The following is a 19,760-nucleotide window of genomic DNA, read 5'->3' on the forward strand; positions in this document are numbered from 1 at the left end:
CCCGTGACGTCCACCGAGCTCGAGGTCGCGCCCCTGACCGGGGCGCAGAAGGCCGCCGTCCTGCTCGTGCAGGTCGGTCAGGAGAACGCCGCCAAGGTGCTCTCCCACATGCGCCCGGCGGAGATCGAGGAGCTGACCGCCGAGATCCTGCGGCTGCGCTCGGTCTCCGCGGAGGTCGCCGGGGTGGTGCTCGAGGAGTTCCACGACATGATCGCCGCCCCGCTGCGCGGCGGCGCCGGCGGCATGGACTTCGCCCAGGCCCTGCTGGAGGGCGCCCTCGGCGTCGACGGCGCGGCCGAGGTCCTCGGCCGCGTCGCCGAGTCCCAGGTCGTGCAGCCGTTCCAGTTCCTGCACCAGGCGGACCCGCAGCAGATCCTCACCTTCCTCACCGGTGAGCACCCCCAGACCATCGCCCTGGTCGTGGCGCACCTGCGCCCCGACCAGTCCTCCATGATCCTGGGCGGGCTCAGCCCCGACATGCAGGCCGACATCGCCTACCGCATCGCCACCATGGAGGCCACCAGCACCGAGTACGTGCGCCTCATCGAGGACGTCGTCCAGCGCCGCACCTCCACGGTGCTGCAGGCCAAGCAGAACACCGCCGTCGGCGGTGTGCAGCCCCTGGTCGACATCATCAACCGCGCCGACCGCGGCACCGAGCGCAGCATCCTCGAGGGCCTGGCCGCCAAGGACGCCCCCCTGGCGGAGGAGATCCGCGCGCTCATGTTCGTCTTCGAGGACATCACGACCCTCGACGACCGCGCGATCCAGCTCGTCCTGCGCGGTGTCGAGACGGCCGACCTGGCCACCGCCCTCAAGGGCGTCAGGGACGCCGTGCGCGACAAGATCCTGCGCAACGTCTCCGAGCGCGCCCGCGAGAACCTCCTCGACGAGATCGAGATGCTCGGGCCCGTCCGCATGTCCGCGGTGGAGGAGTCCCAGCAGAAGGTCGTGCAGGTCATCCGCCAGCTGGAGGAGTCCGGCCAGATCGTGCTGACGCGCGGCGGTGACGATGACTTCGTGGCCTGAGGCGCCCGCACGCGGTCCCCGGGTCTTCCGCCCGGCCGACACCTCCCCGGCGCCCACCCCGCGCGCGTTCGTCACCGCCCCCGGCGGTGGCGGCGCGTCGCAGCCGCGCGAGTTCACCGGCATCCAGCTGCCGCGCAACGCGGCGGACACCGAGGCCCTGCGCGCCGAGCGCGAAGCGGCCCGGACCGCCGGCTGGGCGGCCGGCTGGGCGGCCGGCATGCGCCAGGCCGCCGAGGAGGCGGCCGCCGACCGCCTGGCCGCCCGCCAGGCGGCCCAGGACGCCGCGCGCGCCCTCGCGGCGCAGCAGGCCGCCGCCCTCGCGCGCGCCGAGTCCGCCGTGCGCGGGGCCGCCGACGCCCTGAGCGCCGAGCGCCTGCCCACCGTGGCGGCCCTGGCCGACACGGTGCTCGAGCTCGCCCTCGAGCTGGCCGGCGCCGTCCTGGACCGCGAGGTCTCCCTCACGGCCTCCCCGGTCCACGACGCCGTGCGCCGCGCCCTGCGGCCCCTGGACGACGAACGACCCGTCACCGTCCGCGTCCACCCCGACGACCTCGCCGCCCTGACGGGTGACGGCCGCACGGGTGGCGACCCGCTGGGGGACCAGCTCAAGGGCACCGCCCCCGCCGCCGATGCAGGACGCGTGACCTTCCTGCCCGACCCCGCCGTCTCCCCGGGTGACGCGATCGCCCGACAGGGCGACACCGACGTGGACGCAGGCCTGCGCGCCAGCGTCGCGCGCGCCCTCGAGGCCCTGGTCTCGCCCGACGGGCCGGCCGGTGCTCCGGCCGCCGGGGGCGCCGGGGGCGCCGAGGTGACCGGGCTGCGCGCGTGAGCGCCCCGCTCGTCTCCTCGGCGCTCGCCGACGGCGTGCGCCAGCTGCTGCGTCCGCAGCTGCAGCGCGCCGCCGAGGCGGCCCGGCCCCTCGTCCGGGGCCGGGTCACCTCCATCGTCGGGCTGTCGGTGGAGGTCTCCGGGCTGGAGGCGGCCGTCGGTGAGACCGTCGTGCTCGGCGAGGGCCGCACGGCCGTGCCCGCCGAGGTCGTGGCCGCCGAGGCCGGCCGCCTGCGCTGCCTGCCGCTGGGCCACCTGACGGGCCTGGGGACCGGCGCGCCCGCCGTCGCGACCCGCCGCGCACCCACCGTCCCGGTGGGTGCCGCGCTGCTGGGCCGCGTCGTCGACGCCCTGGGCAACCCGCTGGACGGCGGCGGGCCCCTGCACGCCGCACCGCGCACCCCCCTGCACGCCGCCCCGCCGCCCGCGCTGTCCCGCCAGCGCGTGGACCAGCCCCTCGGGCTGGGTGTGCGGGCCCTGGACACCCTCGTGCCCGCCGGTCGCGGGCAGCGCTTCGGGATCTTCGCCGGCTCCGGCGTCGGCAAGTCCTCGCTGCTGTCGATGATCGCCCGCGGCACCTCCGCCGACGTGTCCGTGCTCGCCCTCGTCGGCGAGCGCGGCCGGGAGGTCCGCGAGTTCCTCGAGGACGACCTGGGCCCGGAGGGGCTGGCACGTTCCGTCGTCGTGGTCTCCACCTCCGACGAGGCTCCCGTGGTGCGCCTGCGCGCCGCGTTCACCGCCACCGCGATCGCGGAGTCCTTCCGCGACGCCGGTGCCGACTGCGTGCTGATGATGGACTCGCTGTCGCGCACCGCGATGGCCCAGCGCGAGGTGGGCCTGTCGGTGGGCGAGCCGCCCGCCACGCGCGGCTACCCGCCGAGCGTCTTCGCGCTGCTGCCGCGGCTGCTGGAGCGCGCAGGTCCCGGCGTGGTCGGCTCCATCACCGGCATCTACACGGTGCTGGTCGACGGCGACGACCACAACGAGCCGATCGCCGACGCCGCCCGCTCCATCCTCGACGGTCACGTCGTGCTGGACCGCAGGCTCGCCACCGCCGGGCACTTCCCGACCATCGACGTGCTGGAGTCCGTCTCCCGCGTCGCCGGCCGCGTCACCACGCCCGAGCAGCGTGCCCAGGCGACGACGCTGCGCCGCGTGCTGGCCGCGCACCGCGACGCCAAGGAACTCATCGACGTCGGCGCCTACCAGCCCGGCGCCAACCCCGAGGTGGACGCGGCCGTCGCCGGCCTGCCCGCGATCAACGAGTTCCTGCGCCAGGACATCCACGACATCACCCCCGCCCCCGAGGCGTGGGCGCGCCTGGCGCAGCTGGTCGCCGGGCTGGGAGGTGCGCGGTGAGCGCCAGGGCGATCCTCGCGTTGCTGAAGCTGCGGCGCGCCCAGCAGGAGGGGGCCAAGGCCGAGCTCGCCGCCGCCAACGCCGTCCTGTGGCGCGAGCAGCAGCGCGCCGCCCGCGTGCGCCGCGACCTCGGCGACGCCCACCTGAGCGACGAGACGATGGCGGCCTGGACGGCGGCCGTGGCCCGGCGCGCCGCCCTCGTCTCCGACCTGGACTCCGCCCGCGCCCTCACGCAGCGGCTGGAGTCGGACCTGACCGCCAAGCAGGCGGCGTGGGCCCGCGCCCGCCGCGCCGAGCGGTCCCTGGAACGCGTCGTCGAACGCCACGAGCTCGCGCAGGAGAAGGCGGCCCTGGCCGCCGACCAGCGCGCCCTGGACGACCGGACCGTCGCGGAGTTCGCAGCCCGCGCCCGCCGCCGCGCCGAACTGGAAGGAGGGACCCCGTGAGCGGAATCGCCGAGGTGCAGTCCCGCATCGCCGACATCGAGTCCCGCATCGCCGCCGTGTCCGCACTGTCGGGCGGCCAGGTCCGGTCGCTGCAGACCGCGTCCGCGGCCACCGCGACGGCCACCGGAACGGGCTTCGCCGACGTGCTCGCCGGCAGCGGCGCCGTCTCCCGCGGCACCCGCAGCGTCAACGCCGCCTGGAACCCCGTCGGCACCACCCCGACGACGGGCACCGGGTCCACCACGGGCACCGGTGGCGCCTCCGGCACCACGGGGGAGCAGCTGCTCGCGGTGGCGAAGAAGCACACCGGCGTCCCCTACCAGTGGGGTGGCACCACCCCCGCGGGGTTCGACTGCTCCGGGCTCATCCAGTACGCCGGCAAGCAGATCGGCGTCTCGCTGCCGCGCACCGCCGCCCAGCAGGCGAAGGTCGGCACCGAGGTGCCCAGTCTCGCCCAGGCGAAGGCCGGCGACCTCGTCGTCCTCGAGGGCGGCTCCCACATCGGAATCTACGTCGGGAACGGGCAGATGCTGCACGCCCCGAAGGCGGGCGACGTCGTGAAGATCTCCAAGGTCTGGGAAACCCCCATGACGATCCGCCGGCTGGGCACCACCGCCGCGACCACCGCCGCCGCCGGCCTGGCCGCCGCCGCCCTGCTCACCGGCGCGACCGGAGCCGCGGACACCACCGGCACCGGCTACGTGCGCCCCGCCTCGCTGACGGCCACCTCGGCGAAGTCCGCGCCCTACGACGCGGCCTTCACCGCCGCCGAGGGCAGGTACGGCCTGCCCGCCGGGCTGCTGTCCGCCGTCGCCAAGCAGGAGTCCGGTTACAACCCGAACGCCAAGAGCCCCGCCGGTGCCATCGGGCTGATGCAGTTCATGCCCGGCACCGCCCGCGACGTCGGCATCGACCCGACCGACCCGATGCAGGCCATCGACGGCGCCGGCAGGCTCCTCGCCTCGCACCTGAAGACCTTCGGGTCGCTCGAGAAGGCCCTGGCCGCCTACAACGCCGGCCCCGGCAACGTGCGCAAGTACGGCGGCATCCCGCCGTTCACCGAGACCCAGAACTACGTCAAGAAGATCATGGGAACCCTCCAGAGCACCGGGAGCGCCGCGTGAGCACGCAGACCATCTCCACGCTGACCGGGGCAGCCCCCGTGCCGGCGCGCGAGGACCGCCGCGGCAGCACCGACGGCGGGGCGCAGTTCGCCCGCTCCTTCGGCCGCGCCGTCGACGACCTCGACCAGCGCTCCGCCGACGCGCTCGAGCGCCGCGCCACCGAGCGGGACCGCTCCGCCCACGGCGCGCCCGAGCGCACCACCGAGCGGCCTGCCGACCGTGCGGCCGACCGGCCCGCCGAGCCGCTGCGCCGCGAGCACCACCGCCCCGACGCGCTGCGACGCCCGGACGAGCGCCGGCGCGCGGAAGCCGTCGAGGGGCGGCGCGGCACCACCGGGACCCCTGGTGCCGCTGAGGCGACTGAGGCGACCGAGGCGACCGAGGCGACCGCGAAGGACGTCGTGGACGCCGACGGCGCCACTGCCGTCGGCAGCGCCACCACGCCGGGGCAGACCGGAGCGCCGAACCAGCACGTCGTCGCCGACCCGGCGCTGCTCGGCCTGGTCGCACCCGCCGCAGCCCCGGTACCACCCACCGCTGGGCGGACCGCTGCGACCCCGGCCGCCGGGGACGCTGCCGCCAGCACGGGTGCGGTGCCGGGTGCGGTGCCGGGTGCGGTGCCGGCCGGAGGCGTGCCCGTCCAGGCCGGCGCCGCGGGCAGCGTCCCGCCGCAGGTCGTCCCGGCGGAGCCCGCACCCGCGGGCACCCCGGCCACCGCTGCCACCACCGCGCCCGCGACCACCGCGCCCGCCGGGACGGCCGCCGCTGCGCCGGCGCCCACCGCGGCCGCCCCGGCCCGGGCCACGGCACCCGCCCTCGCGGCGGGCCCCGCTGCGGCCAGGACCACCGCTCCCGCTGCTGACGCTCCTCCTGTCCCCGCCGGCGCCGTGGTCCTGGCGACCGCCGCGCTGCGTCCCGCCGCCCTCAACGGGCAGGGCGCCAGCTCACCGCCGACCGCTCCGCCCACCGGCGAGGTGGCCGGCGCCGGTGCCCAGGCGGCGGGTGCCCCGGCGCTCGCGGTGCCCGCTCCGGCCGCGGCCGGTCAGGGCGCTGCGGGTGGCGGCGCCGGCCAGCCCGGGGGACAGCCGGGTGGCCAGCCCGGTGGTCAGCCCGGCGCGCAGCCGGGCAGCCCGCTGACCGCGCCGCGCCCGGAGGCCGCGGCGGCGCCGTCCACGGCGACCGCGCCGCAGCCGGTGGTCCTGGCGGCCAGTCCCGTCGTGCCGCAGCCCACCGCGGCAGCCGTGCCCGGCGCTGCCCCTGCGGCGCAGGACGTCACCGCCGTGCCGGGGGCGGTGGTCGGCGCGCCGGCCACCGTCACGGCCGCCACGGCCGGTGCACCGGTCGTGGCGCCCACCTCCACGCCGCCCGTCCCGCTCCCGCTGACGAACCCGGCCGCCTTCGCCCACGGGCTCAGCGCCCGCCTGGAGCAGTTGCCCGCCGCCACCGACGCCGTGCACCGCATGTCGGTGGAGGTGAACCCGCTGGGCCTGGGCCCGGTGCAGGTCACCGCCGAGGTCCTCGACGGCACCTTGAGCGTGCAACTCACGGGTGCCTCCGACGCGGCGCGCCACGCACTGCGCCAGGCGGTCGGCGACCTCCAGCGCGAGCTGGCCGGGACCTCGTTCACGTCCACCACCGTCGAGGTGCGCGCCGACTCCGGCGCCGCGCAGCAGCGCCAGGGGAGCGAGTCGCAGTCCGGCGGCCAGGGCGGCCACCGCTCCGGTGCCGGGCAGCAGTCCGGCTCCGGCTCCGGCGACCCGGGGCGCCGCGGCACCCTGTTCGGCGCCGACGAGCCCCGCTCGGTCCGCCAGGCCGCTGCGGCCGCGGCCGAGGGACGGCTGGACCTGCGCGTCTGACCGCGTGCGCCCGGGGCCTGCACCCGGGGACCTCGTGAACCGCCCGGACGGGCTACAGACCGCCGACCGAACGACCGAAGGAAGAGCATGACCATCGATGCGGCCAGCGGGTCGAACCCGTACGCGTCCCTCGTCGCCAACTCCGACGCGCTCACGCAGACGGAAGCGGCGAAGAACGCGGGCAGGTCGGACACCAGCGCGAAGGCGGCTGACAAGAGCGCCGAGGACAAGGACACCTTCCTCAAGCTGCTGGTGGCCCAGCTGCGCTACCAGGACCCGTCGAAGCCGGTCGACTCCACGCAGTTCATCGCGCAGACCGCGCAGTTCTCCTCGCTGGAGACGATGCAGGACATGGCGAAGAGCTACACGCAGATGCTCTCCGCCCAGGACAAGCTGCAGGCCAGCGCGCTGATCGGCCAGACGGTGTCCTACACCGGCTCCGACGGCACGACGGTCTCCGGTGTCGTGAAGTCGGCGTCGTTCACCACGTCCTCCGCCGGCGGGACCGGCGGTGAGCCGGTGCTCGACGTCGCCGGCACCAAGGTCGTGCTGTCCAAGGTCACGGCCATCGGCGGCGCGGACACCGCGGCGGCCGAAACCACCACGGGCTCCTCCGAGAGCTCCACCTCGTCCGGCTCGTCGTCGACGCCCGCCTGACCCCGCACGCCCCTCCCGAACCCCGTCAGCCCCTCGAAAGGTCTGAAACATGCTCCGCTCCATGTTCTCCGGTGTCAGCGGCCTGCGCTCCCACCAGACGATGATGGACGTCGTCGGCAACAACATCGCCAACGTCAACACCTCCGGCTTCAAGAGCTCCAACGTCGTCTTCGCCGACACGCTGTCGCAGCTCACCAAGGCCGCCGGTGCTCCGACGGAGGTCAACGGCGGCACCAACCCGTCGCAGGTCGGTTTGGGTGTCCGCGTCGACGCCATCACCCAGAACATGACGCAGGGTTCGGCGCAGTCCACCGGCAAGTCGACCGACCTGATGCTCAGCGGTGACGGCATGTTCGCCGTCCAGCAGGGCGACGGGGTGTTCTACACCCGCAACGGCTCCTTCACCCTCGACGCACAGGGGTCGGTCGTCACCAACAGCGGCGCCTACGTCATGGGCTGGCGTCCGGACGACCAGGGCAACATCAACACCAACGGCACCGTCGACCGACTCGTCATCCCTTCCGACTCCGTCATGGCCGCGAAGGTGACCAGCGAGGCCGCGATCAGCGGAAACCTCGACAACACCCCAAATGTCGACGGTACCGCCCGTGAGGTGACGAGCAGCTTCAAGGCCTACGACGAGCAGGGCAACCTGACGACCGTCTACCTTCGCTTCACCAACGCCGACGCCGACGCCGTGACGGCGGGCCACCAGAAGGGCAACAGCTGGAACGTGGCCTGGGACACCAGTCCCAACGGCACGTTCGCCAACGCTCTGGCGCCCATCAACTTCGACGGGACCCCGCCGGTCGCCGACGGTGCGGCGGCGACGCCCGACACGTTGACCATCGCCGCCGGCGTGCCCGGGACTCCCGCCGCCAGCCCGACCGGCGCGCCCATCGCCATCAACCTCGAGAAGCTGACCGGCTACGTCGGCGCCACCGGCAAGAGCAACGTCGAGGGCAACGGCAACGGCTTCCCGATCGGTACGCTGACCAGCTACTCGTTCGGTACCGACGGCGTCATCACCGGCTCGTACTCCAACGGCTACAAGCAGACCCTGGGCCAGGTCGCGATCGCGAGGTTCAACAACTCGGCGGGCCTGGTCAAGGAGGGTGGTTCCCTCTACAGCGTGTCCACGAACTCCGGCGACCCCGTCTACGGCATCGCCGGTGAGGCCGGCCGCGGCGCCATCCTCGCCGGCAGCCTGGAGATGTCGAACGTGGACCTCTCCGCCGAGTTCACCAACCTGATCCTCGCGCAGCGTGGTTTCCAGGCGAACTCCCGCATCATCTCCGCCTCCGACGAAATCCTGCAGGACCTCGTCAACCTCAAGCGCTGACGCTCCTAGCGCTGTCGATCGACGCCCTCCCGGGCCGCGTGGTGCGCGGCCCGGGAGGGCGTCTCGCATTGCCGGCCGGTCGCTCCGCGTGCACCCGGGTGCCGGGATTAGCACGAATGGGTGCATGAGGCAACCCCCACTCAGATCCTGCCCCGGGACGCCGATGGTAATGGTGAAACCGGCCCAGGGACGGGCCTCGAATCCACCCCAAGGACGGACCCCCGTGATCCTCGTGACTCGCCTCAACGGGTCGGTGTTCGCTGTGAACCCCGACCTGGTCCAGCGCGTCGACGCGACACCCGACACGGTCATCACGCTCGTCGACGGCGCCAAGTTCGTCGTCACCGAGTCGCTGACCGAGGTCGTCGAGCGCGTGATGGCGTTCAGGGCCCGCGTGGTAGCCACCGCGCACGCCCTGGAGGAGACGGGGACGGCTGACGTCCTCGAGCTGCCGGCGCACCCCCACACCCACACCACCACCAGCGACACCGACGGGGACCTGCCCGCTCCGGTCCCGCTGCACCGCAGGAGGCCGTGACCATGGACTTCGCCACCATCGGCGGGCTCGTCATCGCGACAGCCGCCGTCCTCTGGATGCAGAACCACGAGGGTGGGACCATCGGGAGCATCCTCCTGCCCGGTCCGCTCGTCCTCGTCTTCGTCGGCACGCTGGGCGTCGGCCTCATGGGCGGCATCATGAAGGACGGCCTCGCCTCCATCGGCACGCTGAAGAAGGCCCTCCTCGGCAAGGTCGCCAACCCCGGCGAGACCGTCGAGGTCCTCATCAAGATGGCCGAGCGCGCCCGCCGCGAGGGCCTGCTCGCCCTCGAGGACGCCATCAAGGCCGTCGACGACGACTTCCTGCGCGACGGGCTGCAGACCGCCATCGACGGCACCGACCCCGACGAGCTCTACGAGATCCTGACCGCGCAGATCCAGGCCAAGAAGGCCGCCGACAAGCAGGCCGCGAAGATCTTCGGCGACATGGGTGGCTACGCGCCCACCGTCGGCATCTGCGGCACCGTCATCTCGCTGGTCGTCGTGCTCGCGAACCTGTCCGACGCCGCGGCCCTGGGCCCGATGATCGCCGGCGCCTTCGTCGCCACCCTGTGGGGCGTGGCCAGCTCGAACTTCTTCTTCCTGCCCGTGCAGAGCCGCCTCATGCGCCTGTCCGGCATCGAGGTGGCGCAGATGGAACTGGTCGTCGAGGGCATCCTCGCCATCCAGGCCGGCTCCAACCCCCGCTCGGTCGCCAAGAAGCTGCAGAGCCTGCTGCCGCCGGGCACGGCGGTGGCGGACAAGAAGGCGGCCTGATGTCCTCCTCGGCGCACAAGCGGCGCCACAAGCACGAGGAGCACGACGAGCACGTCAACCACGAACGCTGGCTGGTCTCCTACGCCGACATGCTGACGGTCCTGATGGCGCTGTTCATCGTCCTGTTCGCCATGTCGCAGATCGACCAGCTGAAGTTCGCGCAGTTCAAGGAGGGCTTCAACGAGGGCACCTCCTCCTCGAACCTCGTGCTCTCCGGCAACAAGGGCGTCAACGACGTCGACAACGGCGCCGACCCGGTCAACATCAAGGTCATGGCCGGCGGCGACCCGATGACCCCGCCGAGCGCCGAGCAGATCATCGCCGAGGCGCAGACCGCGCAGGAGACCGCCCGGTCGGCCAGCCACCTCGCAGCCGCCCAGGCGGAGGTCGCCGACTACCGCGGGCTCATCAAGCAGATCGACGCCGCGCTCGCACCCCAGGGCCACCAGGACCAGGTGACGTACCGCATCACCTCCGACGGCCTCGTGGTCGGCCTGGTCGCCGACAACGTGTTCTTCGCCAACGCGAGCGCCGACGTCGAGCCGGTGGGCCTGCAGGTCCTGGACGCCATCGGCCCCATCCTCGGCGGCCTGCCGAACGACCTGGTCGTCCAGGGGCACACCAACTCCCTGCCGCTGAGCTCCACGACCCGCTACCGCGACAACTGGGACCTGTCCACCTCGCGGGCCAACAGCGTGGTCACCCGGTTCATCGACGTGCACCGCCTGCCCGCCGAGCGCCTCACCTCCACCGGGTACGGGCAGACCCGCCCGCTGTACCCCGACAGCGACGACCGGGCCCTGGCCGGCAACCGCCGCGTCGACCTCGTCGTCGCCTCACCCTCCTCGGAGGCCGTCAAGGCCCTGCTGCCGCAGGTCGCCGAGACGATCCCCACCGACGGGCCCGCGGAGCTGAGCACGCCCGCCACCGAGACCGCCAGCGAGACCGCCAGCCACGACACCACCACGACCACGACGGGAGGCCACTGACATGGCCGGCAAGAAGGACGGCGACAAGGCCGAGGCCGCGCCCGGCGGCAAGAAGAAGCTCATCATCGTCGCCGCCCTCGGCGCGGTGCTGCTGGCCGGCGGGACCGGCGGCGGCGTGTTCCTGCTGACCAAGGGCGACACCGCCGCCGCGGCCGAGACCGAGGAGCACCTGGAGCCCGGTGACGTCACGACCCTGGACGCCATCAGCCTGAACCTCGCCGACGGGCACTACCTCAAGATCGGCCTGGCCCTGCAGGCCGTGGCCAGCGAGGGCGGTAGCCACGGCGGCTCCACCGCGCTCGACGGCAGCAAGGCGCTGGACCTGACCATCTCCTCGTTCAGCGGCCTGTCGATGGCCGACCTGTCCAACGCCGAGCAGCGCCAGCACCACAAGGAGGAGCTGCAGGAGAAGATCATCGAGGCGTACGTCACCGAGACCGACGGCGTCGAGCACAAGGAAGTCATGGGCATCTACTTCACCCAGTTCGTCATGCAGTGACCTGATCACGGGCTCCGGTGGCGACACCGTGGACCCCGGGGACGGTGCACCGCGCGGGAGCGCGGCAGGCCCTGCCTGCCGCGCTCCCGCGCTGCGTCCTCCCGCGGGACGTGCGGGCCCGGCCGGCCCGGTGGGTGGGTCTCTCGACCTCCCGGCCCGACCCCGGTGCCGGCCCCCCGTCCCCGCGCCACTCGCCCGCCACCGCTTCAAGGGCGGGGGCCGGACTGCCGACTGCTGACGGGTGAGTCCTTCGTCCCGTCGCTCGGTCGGTCCGGCGCGCCGCCTGCTCGCTCCCCTCCTCGTGGCGGGGCTGCTCGCCGCAGCAGCGACGCTGCTGCACAGGACCTTCCGCCACTACTCGTGGGCGGACCTGGGTGGCGACCTGGTGACGCTCGGCCCGGGCGTCGCGCTCGCCGCCCTCGCCGCGACCGCGGTGTCCTACGCGGCGATGACCGGTTACGACGCGCTGGCACTGCGCTACGTCGAGCACCCCCTGCCCTACCGCCGCTACGCCCTCGCGTCGTTCATCGCCACCGCCTTCGGCAACAACCTGGGTGCCTCCGCGGTGGTGGGGGCGGCGCTGCGGGCCCGCGTCTACTCCAGCTGGCAGGTCCCCGGGTTCGCCATCACCCGGATCGTCGGCTTCAACGCGGTCACCCTCGCGCTGGGAGCCGCGGTGCTGGCCGGGGGCGGCGTGCTGCACGACCCGACCGGTGCCGGCGAGGTGCTGCACCTGCCCGCCACCGCGATCCAGGTCGTCGGGGCGCTGCTGCTGGCGGCGGTGGTGGCGTACCTCGCGTGGGCCGGCGCGGGCCGCGCGACGGGCTGGCGCGGCTGGCGCATCGACCGCCCGTCCCGCTCCCTGGCGGTGGCCCAGGTCGTGCTGTCGACGTTCGAGTGGCTGACCATGGCCGCGGCCCTGTACGTCCTGCTGCCCGCCGAGGGCAGGCTCCCGTTCCTGCCCTTCGCCGTCGCCTTCTCGATCGCGACCATCGCCGGGCTGGTGAGCAACGTGCCCGGCGGGCTGGGTGTCTTCGAGTCGGCGCTGGTGGTGCTGATCGGGTCGACGACCTCGCCCGCGGGGCTCGCGGTGGCGCTGGTCGCCTACCGGCTCTGCTACTTCGTGCTCCCGCTGCTGCTGGCCGCCGTGCTCCTCGTCGTGCACGAGGCTCGCCAGGGCGTGCGGGCGCTGGGCGCGGCCCGCGCCGCTGCGGCCGGGACCTCGGCGCCCTCCGCGCCGGGCGCCGCAGCGGTGGCCCCGGTGGGCCTCCCCACCGTGCTCACGCCCTCGGTCCTCGCGCTGGGCGTCGCCGGGACCGGCGTGTTCATGGTGGTGGTGGGAGACCTGCCGGGCTCCCGGGCGCTGGACGTGTCGGCCGCCACCATCAGCCTCGCCGGGTTGTCCGCCCTGCTCACGGCCCGGGGTCTGCACCGGCGGCTGAAGCGCGCCTGGGCGGCCACCCTGGCGCTCCTGATCGGCGTCGCGGTGATCGCCGCCGCTCACGGCGACCTGGTGCTGTCCGCCGTGAGCGTCGTGCTCACCGTCCTCCTGGTGCCGGCACGCTCGGCGTTCCACCGCGGCCCCCTCCTCGCCCGGCCGCGGAACCCGGTCTGGCCGATCACCGCGACCGTGCTGGTCGGTGCGGCGGTCTGGTGGCACGAGGTCAGCGACCTCGGCGGCAGCGTCGACGCCCCCCTGCTGGCGGCGTCGATCTCCGGCGACACGCCGGGAGCGGACCTGCTCGCGATGGCTGCGGGCGCCGTCGGCATCCTCATCGGCGGGCGTCGGACCTTCGCGCCGGCGACCCCCGCCCCGCAGGTCGCGGACGACGACGAGATGGCCCGGGTGACGGACGTCGTCGCCAGGTCGGGGCGCTGCACCTCGCAGCTGGCCTTCACCGGCGACAAGCGCTTCCGCTTCAGCCCGGCCGGCACGGCCTTCCTCATGTACCAGGTCGAGGGGCGCAGCTGGGTGGTGATGGGGGACCCGGTCGGCGACCCGGCCGAGTTCCGGGAACTGGTCTGGAGCTTCATCGAGGAGGTCGACCGCCACGGTGGCCGACCCGTCTTCTACAACGTGCTCACCGACCACGCCGACCTCTACCGCGAGTGCGGGCTGACCCTGGCCAAGCTCGGGGAGGAGGCCGTCGTCCCGCTCGAGGAGTTCACCCTCACCGGCAGGGCGAGGACGAACCTCCGCAACTGCCGCAACACGGCGCAGCGCACGGGCCTGACGGTCGACCTCGTCGCGCCGGAGGACGTCGCGCCGCTGCTGCCCCGCCTGCGCGAGGTGTCCGAAGCCTGGCTCGCGCACCGCAACGGCAAGGAGAAGCGGTTCTCCCTGGGTGCCTTCGACGAGGACTACGTCCGTCGCTTCCCGATGGTCGTGGTGCGCCAGGAGGAGCGGATCATCGCCTTCGCGACCCTGTGGATCGGGGCGGACGCCCGGGAGGTGCAGGTCGACCTCATGCGCCGCCTGCCCGACGCGCCCCGCACCGTGATGACCTTCTTGTTCCTCGAGTGCATCCTGTGGGCCAAGCAGCACGGCTTCACGTCGTTCAACCTGGGGATGGCGCCCCTGTCCGGGCTGCGGACCGACGCCACCGCCTCCCACTGGGACCGGATCGGGCACCTGCTGTGGACCCACGGCGAGCAGTTCTACAACTTCAAGGGCCTGCGGAGGTTCAAGCAGGGCTTCGGCCCTCGGTGGCGGACCTGCTACGTGGCCGCCCCCGGCGGGCTGGCCCTGCCGAACGTCATGGTGGACGTGGCGACACTGGTCGGTGGCGGGATCCGCGGGCTCGTCCGGGGCTGATCCGGCGACGAGCCGGCCGACGGACCCGCGCCCGGCCGGGGCGCCCGCGTCACCCGTTCAGGTGCGCGCTAAAGGGTGAGGCCCCTTCGTGCCGATAGGTGCAGCGTGGCACCCGAGACCTCCACCAGCGCAGAGCGGACAGGCGGCCGACGCTCGCGGCGGCGCGGCGTCCCCGTCCCGTACGACTTCCGGCGGCCGACCAAGCTGTCGCGCCAGCACGCCCGCGTGCTCGAGATCACCTACGAGACCTTCTGCCGCCAGTGGGCGACCCTGCTGTCCTCCACGCTGCGCACCAGCGTGCAGGTCGAGCTGGACCAGGTGCAGCAGTACAGCTACGACGAGTACGCCGCGACGCTGGCCACCCCCTCGATCATGACGGTGTTCGACCCCGAGCCGCTCGTGGGCGCCGGCGTGCTGCACCTGGACACCCCGCTGATGCTCAGCTGCATCGAGCGGATGCTCGGCGGCACCGGCGCGCGGGACCAGCCGCAGCGCGTGCTCACCGACATCGAGGCCGTCCTGTGCCGCGGCCTGGTCGAGCGGACCCTCGCCGAGCTCGCCGCCTCGCTCACCTCGATCGTGGACCTCAAGCCCCACCTGACGAGCATCGAGCAGAACCCGCAGTTCGCGCAGGCCGCCGCCGCCACCGACGTCATGATCGTGGCCTCCTTCCACCTGCAGGTCGAGCAGTCCGGCGGCACCGCCACCCTCGCCCTGCCGCTGGACCCGCTGTCGGCGGCCCTCAGCGCCGCCGAGCTGCGCGTGGCCAGCCCCGAGGAGCTGCGCATCCGCCGCCTCATGCGCGACCGCCTCGACGACCACCTCGAGCACATCCCCGTCGACGTCTCGGTCCGCCTCAACGCAGCCCACCTGCGGCCCGACGAGATCCTCGCCCTCGTGCCCGGCGACGTCCTGCGCCTGCCGCACGCGGCAGAGGCCCCCCTCGAGGTCGTCGCCTCCGACACCGTCGTCGCCTCCGCCGTGGCCGGCAGCCGCGGATCCCGGCTCGCCTGCCTGATCGTCCCGACCCCCGAGGAGTCCTCCCGATGAGCACCGTCACCCACGCCGACCTGCAGGCCCTCCTCGGTGAGGCCGCCCAGGCCGCCCTGGCCGTCCTGCCGCTGTCCGCGCCCGGCACGATCACCGGGATCGTCGCGGCCTCCGCCGCCCCCGACATGGGCGACGAGGGCACCGCCGTCTCCGCGAGCTTCGCCGGCGCCGCCAGCGGCCGCGTGGCCGTCATCGTGGGGGAGGAGACCCTCAACACCCTCCTGATGAGCCCCGAGGGCGCGCTCGACCCGGTCGACGCGCTGCGTCCCGCGCTGGAGACCGTCGTCGCCAGCCTCGGGCAGTGCACGCTCGACGTCGGCGTCGAGGGCGACCCCGCCGAGGCCGTCGCCGCCCTGGAGGGCGGCGCCGTCGCCGTCGTCGGCGCCGGAGGCGAGACCCTCGCCCTCATCGGCCTGACCTTCTCCACCGACGCCCCCCAGGTCGCCGTGCCCGTCATGGCCACCCCGGGCGGCGGCGCCCCCACCACCGGCGGCGGCCCCCGCCGCACGATGGACCTGCTGCGCGACGTGCAGATGGACGTCACCGTCGAGCTCGGCCGCACCAGCATGACCGTGCAGGACCTGCTGGCGCTGACCCCCGGCTCCGTCGTCGAGCTCGACCGCGCCGCCGGCAGCCCCGCCGACGTCCTGGTCAACGGCCAGCTCATCGCCCGCGGCGAGGTCGTCGTCGTCGACGAGGACTACGCCATCCGCATCACCGAGATCGTCACCCCCGGCACGGAGGCCGGTGCCTGATGGACGCCCTCGCAGCTCTGGGACGGATGTCCGTCTCGCTGGTCGCCGTCCTGGGGCTGCTGTGGCTCATCGCCCGCTGGCTGCGCCGGTCCCGCTCGATCGGCGCGGCCCAGACGGGCCTGGAGGTCCTCAGCCGCGTCGGCGTCGGCGCCAAGGCCGGGGTCGCCGTCGTGCGGATCGGGGAGCGGGCCCTCGTGGTCGGCGTCACCGAGCAGCAGGTCACCCTGCTGACCGAGGCGCCCGCCGCGCAGCTGCTGCCCGCCGCCGAACCCGCTGAGCACGCCGAGCAGCGCGAGGGCGCCGAGGGGCGCGAGCGGGTCGTGCAGCTGCCCGCCCCCACCCGCGGCACCGCCCCCGTCCACGCCGCCGCCCCAGCCGCTGCCCCGGCCGCTGCCCCGGCGGCCCGCACCACCCCGATCACCGGCTCGGCCCTGTCGCCGGCCACCTGGACCAAGGCAGTCGACGTGCTGCGAGAGAGGACGACCCGCCGGTGAGCACCCTGACCCCCCGCAGGTTCGCCGCCGCCGCGCTGCTCGCCGGGGGCCTCCTGACCGGCGCCGCGAGCACCGCCGCGGCCGCCCCTGCGGCCTTCGCCGCCGCACCGGTGGCAGCCGCGGCCCCGGCCGCCGTCACCGCGCTGCCCGCAGCCGCGGCCCCCGCCGGCCCGCAGGCCCCGGTCGACCCCGCAGCGCCCGGCGCCGGCTCGGTCACCGTCGGCGTGAACGGCATCAACGGCGTCGACGGCAAGCCCAGCCAGTCGATCACGATCGTCATCGCCCTGACGGTGCTGTCCGTGGCGCCCGCGCTGCTGCTGCTGACCACCAGCTTCACGAAGATCCTCGTGGTGCTCGGCCTGACCCGCAACGCCCTGGGCCTCATGGGGACCCCGCCCAACCAGGTCCTGGCCGGCCTGGCGCTGTTCCTGACCATGTTCATCATGGCGCCCACCTTCGGCGCCATCAACGACGTCGCGATCCAGCCCTACCTCAAGGGCGAGAAGACCACCACGGTCGCCTTCACCGACGGCTCCCAGCCGCTGAAGGACTTCATGTGCAAGCAGACCCGCGGCGACGAGCTGGCCCTGATGACCAAGGCCGCGAACCGCGAGAAGCCGGCGAACTGCGCCGAGACGCCCCTGACCACCCTGGTGCCGGCGTTCGCGCTGTCCGAGCTGCGCTCGGCGTTCATCATCGGCTTCGTCATCTTCATCCCGTTCCTGGTGATCGACATCGTCGTCTCCGGGGCGCTGATGAGCCTGGGCATGATGATGCTGCCGCCCGTCACGGTCTCCCTGCCGTTCAAGCTCCTGCTGTTCGTCATGGTCGACGGCTGGGGCCTGGTCGTGAAGGCGCTCGTCGGCAGCTACGGCGGCTGAGCAGCCCCGGGCCCCCTCAAGCCCGTCACCCGAACGGCCGATGCACCGGCCGGGGGAGCGCTCCCCGCACCCCGGCCGCACGCGCCCGACGCCCGCCCGACGCCCGAACCGACCGGAAGGCCCCGCGATGACCGACGTGACCGTCATCCACCTCGTGATGACCGCTCTCGTCCTCGCCGCCAAGCTCAGCGCCCCCATGCTCCTGACCGCCCTGGCCGTCGGCTTCGGCATCTCGCTGTTCCAGTCGGTCACCCAGCTGCAGGAGCAGACCATCGCCTTCGTGCCCAAGGTGCTCGCCGTCGGCATCGCGATCGTGGTGTGCGGCAAGTGGATGCTCAACGAGCTGACCACCTTCACCAGCCAGCTGTACGAGCAGATCCCCGACCTGCTGACCAGCGGCGGCTGAGACGTGCAGGGGCTGTCCACCACCGTCGGGATCGACCTGCTGCTGGCGCTGCTGCTGGCCTCCGTGCGCGCCGTGTCGTTCCTGCTGCTGGCTCCGCCGTTCTCCTCCCGCGCCGTCAACGGCCGCGTCAAGGCCATGCTGGCCCTGGCCCTGGCCCTGCCGGTGGCCGGCCGGCTGCGCGGGCAGGTGCCCGCCGTCGAGCCCGCCGCGCTCGCCACCGCCGTCGTGCAGCAGGTGCTCGTCGGTGCCGCCCTCGGCGCCTTCTGCGCCCTCGTGTTCGCCGCCGTGCAGGCCGCCGGCGACCTGATCGACCTCTTCGGCGGCTTCCAGATGGCCAGCGCCTACGACCCGCTGAGCCAGAACCAGACCGCGGTCTTCGGCAAGTTCTACAACTGGACCGCCATCGCCCTGCTCGTGCTCTCCGGTGGTCACCTGCTGGTGCTCAAGGGGTTCCTGCGCACCTACGAGGTGCTGCCGCTGGACGCCGGGATCTCCCTGCAGACCGTCGCGGCCGTGTTCACCACCGGCATCGGGCAGCTCATGCTCTCCGCCCTGCAGATCGCCGCGCCCCTGGTCGCGGTCCTGTTCGTCGCCGACATCGGGCTGGGCCTGCTCTCGCGCGTGGCCCCCGCCCTCAACGTGTTCGCGATGAGCTTCCCGCTGAAGATCCTGATCACCCTCACGCTCGGCGGCTTCGCACTGGCCGTCCTGCCCGCTGTCGTGGACACCTCCGCCGGGACGATGGCCGAGACGGTCGTGCGCCTGGTGGGAGGTGGCGCGTGAGCGGGGAGAAGACCGAGAAGCCCACTCCGAAGCGCCTCACCGATGCGCGCAAGGAGGGCAACATCCCGCAGTCGCGGGACGTCGCCGCGTGGCTGTGCACCGCCGCCGGCGCGCTGCTGGTGCCCCGCACCATCGAGGCCGCCGGCACGGCCTGCCGCCAGGCCCTGGCCCGCGTCGCCGACGTGGCCGCCGACCCGGATCCCAGCCGTGCCCTCGCCGCCCTCGGCGACGCCTTCGGCACCCTGCCCGGGGTCCTGGCGCCCCTGCTGGTCGTCACCGTGCTGGCCGTCCTCGTCTCCGGCGGGGTGCAGGGCACCCTGCGACCGGCCACCAAGAAGCTCAAGCCGGACTTCAAGCACCTCAACCCCGTCAACGGCCTCAAGCAGCACTGGGGGCCGCAGGCGCTGTGGGAGGGCACCAAGTCGCTGCTGAAGACGCTGCTCATCGGCGGGGCCCTGTGGGTCGTCGCGAAGGGCCTGGCCCCGCAGCTCGTCGGCCAGGGGGTGCTGCCGCTGTCGTCGGTGCTGGCGGCGACCGGTTCGGCGATCTCCTCCATGCTCGTCGTGACGATCCTCGTCGGCCTCGTCATCGCCGCCGCCGACTACGCCATGAGCCGCCGCAGGATCATGAAGAACCTGCGGATGAGCAAGCAGGACGTCAAGCAGGAGCACAAGAACGCCGAGGGCGACCCGCTCCTGAAGGGCGCGCTGCGCTCAAAGCAGATGGCCATGTCCCGCAACCGGATGATGGCCGACGTCGCCGGCGCCGACGTCGTGGTCGTCAACCCCACCCACATCGCGATCGCCCTGCGCTACGAGCCGGGCAGCGGCGCCCCCAAGGTCGTCGCCAAGGGCGCCGGCGCCATCGCCGCCAAGATCCGCGAGCGCGCCAAGGAGAACGACGTCCCCCTGGTCAAGGACGTCGAGCTGGCCCGCAGCATGTACAAGAGCGTCAAGGTCGGCCAGGAGATCCCCGCCGAGCTGTACGCCGCCGTGGCCCGGGTCCTCGCCTTCGTCATGAACCTGCGCACCCGCGGCGCCACCACGGCCCTGGGCGAAGCCCACACCCTGCCCGCCTGACGCCCCGGGCCCACGCCCCCGGTGGCCGGGGAAGCCACCGCTTCCCCGGCC

Annotated in this window: 20 protein-coding genes; all 20 read left to right on the forward strand. The window is 73.8% G+C overall.

What is annotated here, in order from left to right; all coding sequences use genetic code 11:
• The first annotated feature begins 3 nt into the window (after positions 1-3).
• Positions 4-1,029: a flagellar motor switch protein FliG gene (fliG, locus tag ACRYR8_RS14460; protein ID WP_432484530.1), complete on the forward strand. Its 1,026-nt coding sequence runs from the start codon at positions 4-6 to the stop codon at positions 1,027-1,029.
• Positions 1,013-1,861 carry a FliH/SctL family protein gene (locus ACRYR8_RS14465; protein WP_432484532.1) on the forward strand — a complete coding sequence of 283 codons (849 nt, stop codon included), beginning with the start codon at positions 1,013-1,015 and terminating at the stop codon, positions 1,859-1,861. Before fliG ends, ACRYR8_RS14465 begins: the two co-directional genes overlap by 17 nt.
• Positions 1,858-3,219 carry a FliI/YscN family ATPase gene (locus ACRYR8_RS14470; protein ID WP_432484534.1) on the forward strand — a complete coding sequence of 454 codons (1,362 nt, stop codon included), beginning with the start codon at positions 1,858-1,860 and terminating at the stop codon, positions 3,217-3,219. Before ACRYR8_RS14465 ends, ACRYR8_RS14470 begins: the two co-directional genes overlap by 4 nt.
• Entirely contained in the window at positions 3,216-3,665 is a 450-nt protein-coding gene (locus ACRYR8_RS14475; protein ID WP_432484536.1) for a hypothetical protein, read from the forward strand. Before ACRYR8_RS14470 ends, ACRYR8_RS14475 begins: the two co-directional genes overlap by 4 nt.
• The gene (locus ACRYR8_RS14480) at positions 3,662-4,789 is read left to right on the forward strand and encodes an NlpC/P60 family protein (protein WP_432484538.1); all 1,128 of its coding nucleotides are present in this window, start codon (positions 3,662-3,664) and stop codon (positions 4,787-4,789) included. The genes ACRYR8_RS14475 and ACRYR8_RS14480 overlap by 4 nt, the downstream gene beginning before the upstream one ends.
• Entirely contained in the window at positions 4,786-6,645 is a 1,860-nt protein-coding gene (locus ACRYR8_RS14485) for a flagellar hook-length control protein FliK (RefSeq protein WP_432484540.1), read from the forward strand. The genes ACRYR8_RS14480 and ACRYR8_RS14485 overlap by 4 nt, the downstream gene beginning before the upstream one ends.
• 87 nt (positions 6,646-6,732) lie before the next feature.
• Complete coding sequence (locus ACRYR8_RS14490) at positions 6,733-7,302, forward strand: flagellar hook capping FlgD N-terminal domain-containing protein (protein WP_432484542.1); 570 nt, start codon at positions 6,733-6,735, stop codon at positions 7,300-7,302.
• Between the two features lie 49 nt (positions 7,303-7,351).
• The gene (locus ACRYR8_RS14495; RefSeq protein ID WP_432484544.1) at positions 7,352-8,644 is read left to right on the forward strand and encodes a flagellar hook protein FlgE; all 1,293 of its coding nucleotides are present in this window, start codon (positions 7,352-7,354) and stop codon (positions 8,642-8,644) included.
• A 223-nt stretch (positions 8,645-8,867) separates the two neighbouring features.
• Positions 8,868-9,182 carry a flagellar FlbD family protein gene (locus ACRYR8_RS14500; protein ID WP_432484546.1) on the forward strand — a complete coding sequence of 105 codons (315 nt, stop codon included), beginning with the start codon at positions 8,868-8,870 and terminating at the stop codon, positions 9,180-9,182.
• Positions 9,183-9,184: 2 nt separating this feature from the next.
• A complete protein-coding gene (locus tag ACRYR8_RS14505; protein ID WP_432484610.1) occupies positions 9,185-9,958 on the forward strand; it encodes a motility protein A in 774 nt (257 codons plus the stop codon).
• Complete coding sequence (locus ACRYR8_RS14510; protein WP_432484548.1) at positions 9,958-10,947, forward strand: OmpA/MotB family protein; 990 nt, start codon at positions 9,958-9,960, stop codon at positions 10,945-10,947. Before ACRYR8_RS14505 ends, ACRYR8_RS14510 begins: the two co-directional genes overlap by 1 nt.
• Position 10,948: 1 nt before the next feature.
• Positions 10,949-11,446 carry a flagellar basal body-associated FliL family protein gene (locus tag ACRYR8_RS14515; RefSeq protein ID WP_432484550.1) on the forward strand — a complete coding sequence of 166 codons (498 nt, stop codon included), beginning with the start codon at positions 10,949-10,951 and terminating at the stop codon, positions 11,444-11,446.
• 241 nt (positions 11,447-11,687) lie between these two features.
• Positions 11,688-14,261 (forward strand): bifunctional lysylphosphatidylglycerol flippase/synthetase MprF, encoded by a 2,574-nt coding sequence (gene mprF / locus ACRYR8_RS14520; protein ID WP_432484552.1) that lies wholly within the window; start codon positions 11,688-11,690, stop codon positions 14,259-14,261.
• A gap of 105 nt (positions 14,262-14,366) precedes the next feature.
• A complete protein-coding gene (locus ACRYR8_RS14525; protein WP_432484554.1) occupies positions 14,367-15,311 on the forward strand; it encodes a flagellar motor switch protein FliM in 945 nt (314 codons plus the stop codon).
• Complete coding sequence (gene fliN / locus ACRYR8_RS14530) at positions 15,308-16,066, forward strand: flagellar motor switch protein FliN (protein ID WP_432484556.1); 759 nt, start codon at positions 15,308-15,310, stop codon at positions 16,064-16,066. Before ACRYR8_RS14525 ends, fliN begins: the two co-directional genes overlap by 4 nt.
• A complete protein-coding gene (gene fliO / locus ACRYR8_RS14535; RefSeq protein WP_432484558.1) occupies positions 16,066-16,560 on the forward strand; it encodes a flagellar biosynthetic protein FliO in 495 nt (164 codons plus the stop codon). Before fliN ends, fliO begins: the two co-directional genes overlap by 1 nt.
• Positions 16,557-17,441: a flagellar type III secretion system pore protein FliP gene (gene fliP / locus ACRYR8_RS14540; RefSeq protein WP_432484560.1), complete on the forward strand. Its 885-nt coding sequence runs from the start codon at positions 16,557-16,559 to the stop codon at positions 17,439-17,441. The genes fliO and fliP overlap by 4 nt, the downstream gene beginning before the upstream one ends.
• Positions 17,442-17,568: 127 nt before the next feature.
• Positions 17,569-17,847: a flagellar biosynthetic protein FliQ gene (locus ACRYR8_RS14545; RefSeq protein WP_432484562.1), complete on the forward strand. Its 279-nt coding sequence runs from the start codon at positions 17,569-17,571 to the stop codon at positions 17,845-17,847.
• Positions 17,848-17,850: 3 nt separating this feature from the next.
• Positions 17,851-18,630 (forward strand): flagellar biosynthetic protein FliR, encoded by a 780-nt coding sequence (locus ACRYR8_RS14550; RefSeq protein WP_432484564.1) that lies wholly within the window; start codon positions 17,851-17,853, stop codon positions 18,628-18,630.
• Positions 18,627-19,709: an EscU/YscU/HrcU family type III secretion system export apparatus switch protein gene (locus ACRYR8_RS14555; RefSeq protein WP_432484566.1), complete on the forward strand. Its 1,083-nt coding sequence runs from the start codon at positions 18,627-18,629 to the stop codon at positions 19,707-19,709. The genes ACRYR8_RS14550 and ACRYR8_RS14555 overlap by 4 nt, the downstream gene beginning before the upstream one ends.
• The last annotated feature ends 51 nt before the right edge of the window (positions 19,710-19,760 follow it).

The sequence above is a fragment of the Kineococcus esterisolvens genome (genome assembly GCF_050871405.1).
GTDB lineage: Bacteria > Actinomycetota > Actinomycetes > Actinomycetales > Kineococcaceae > Kineococcus.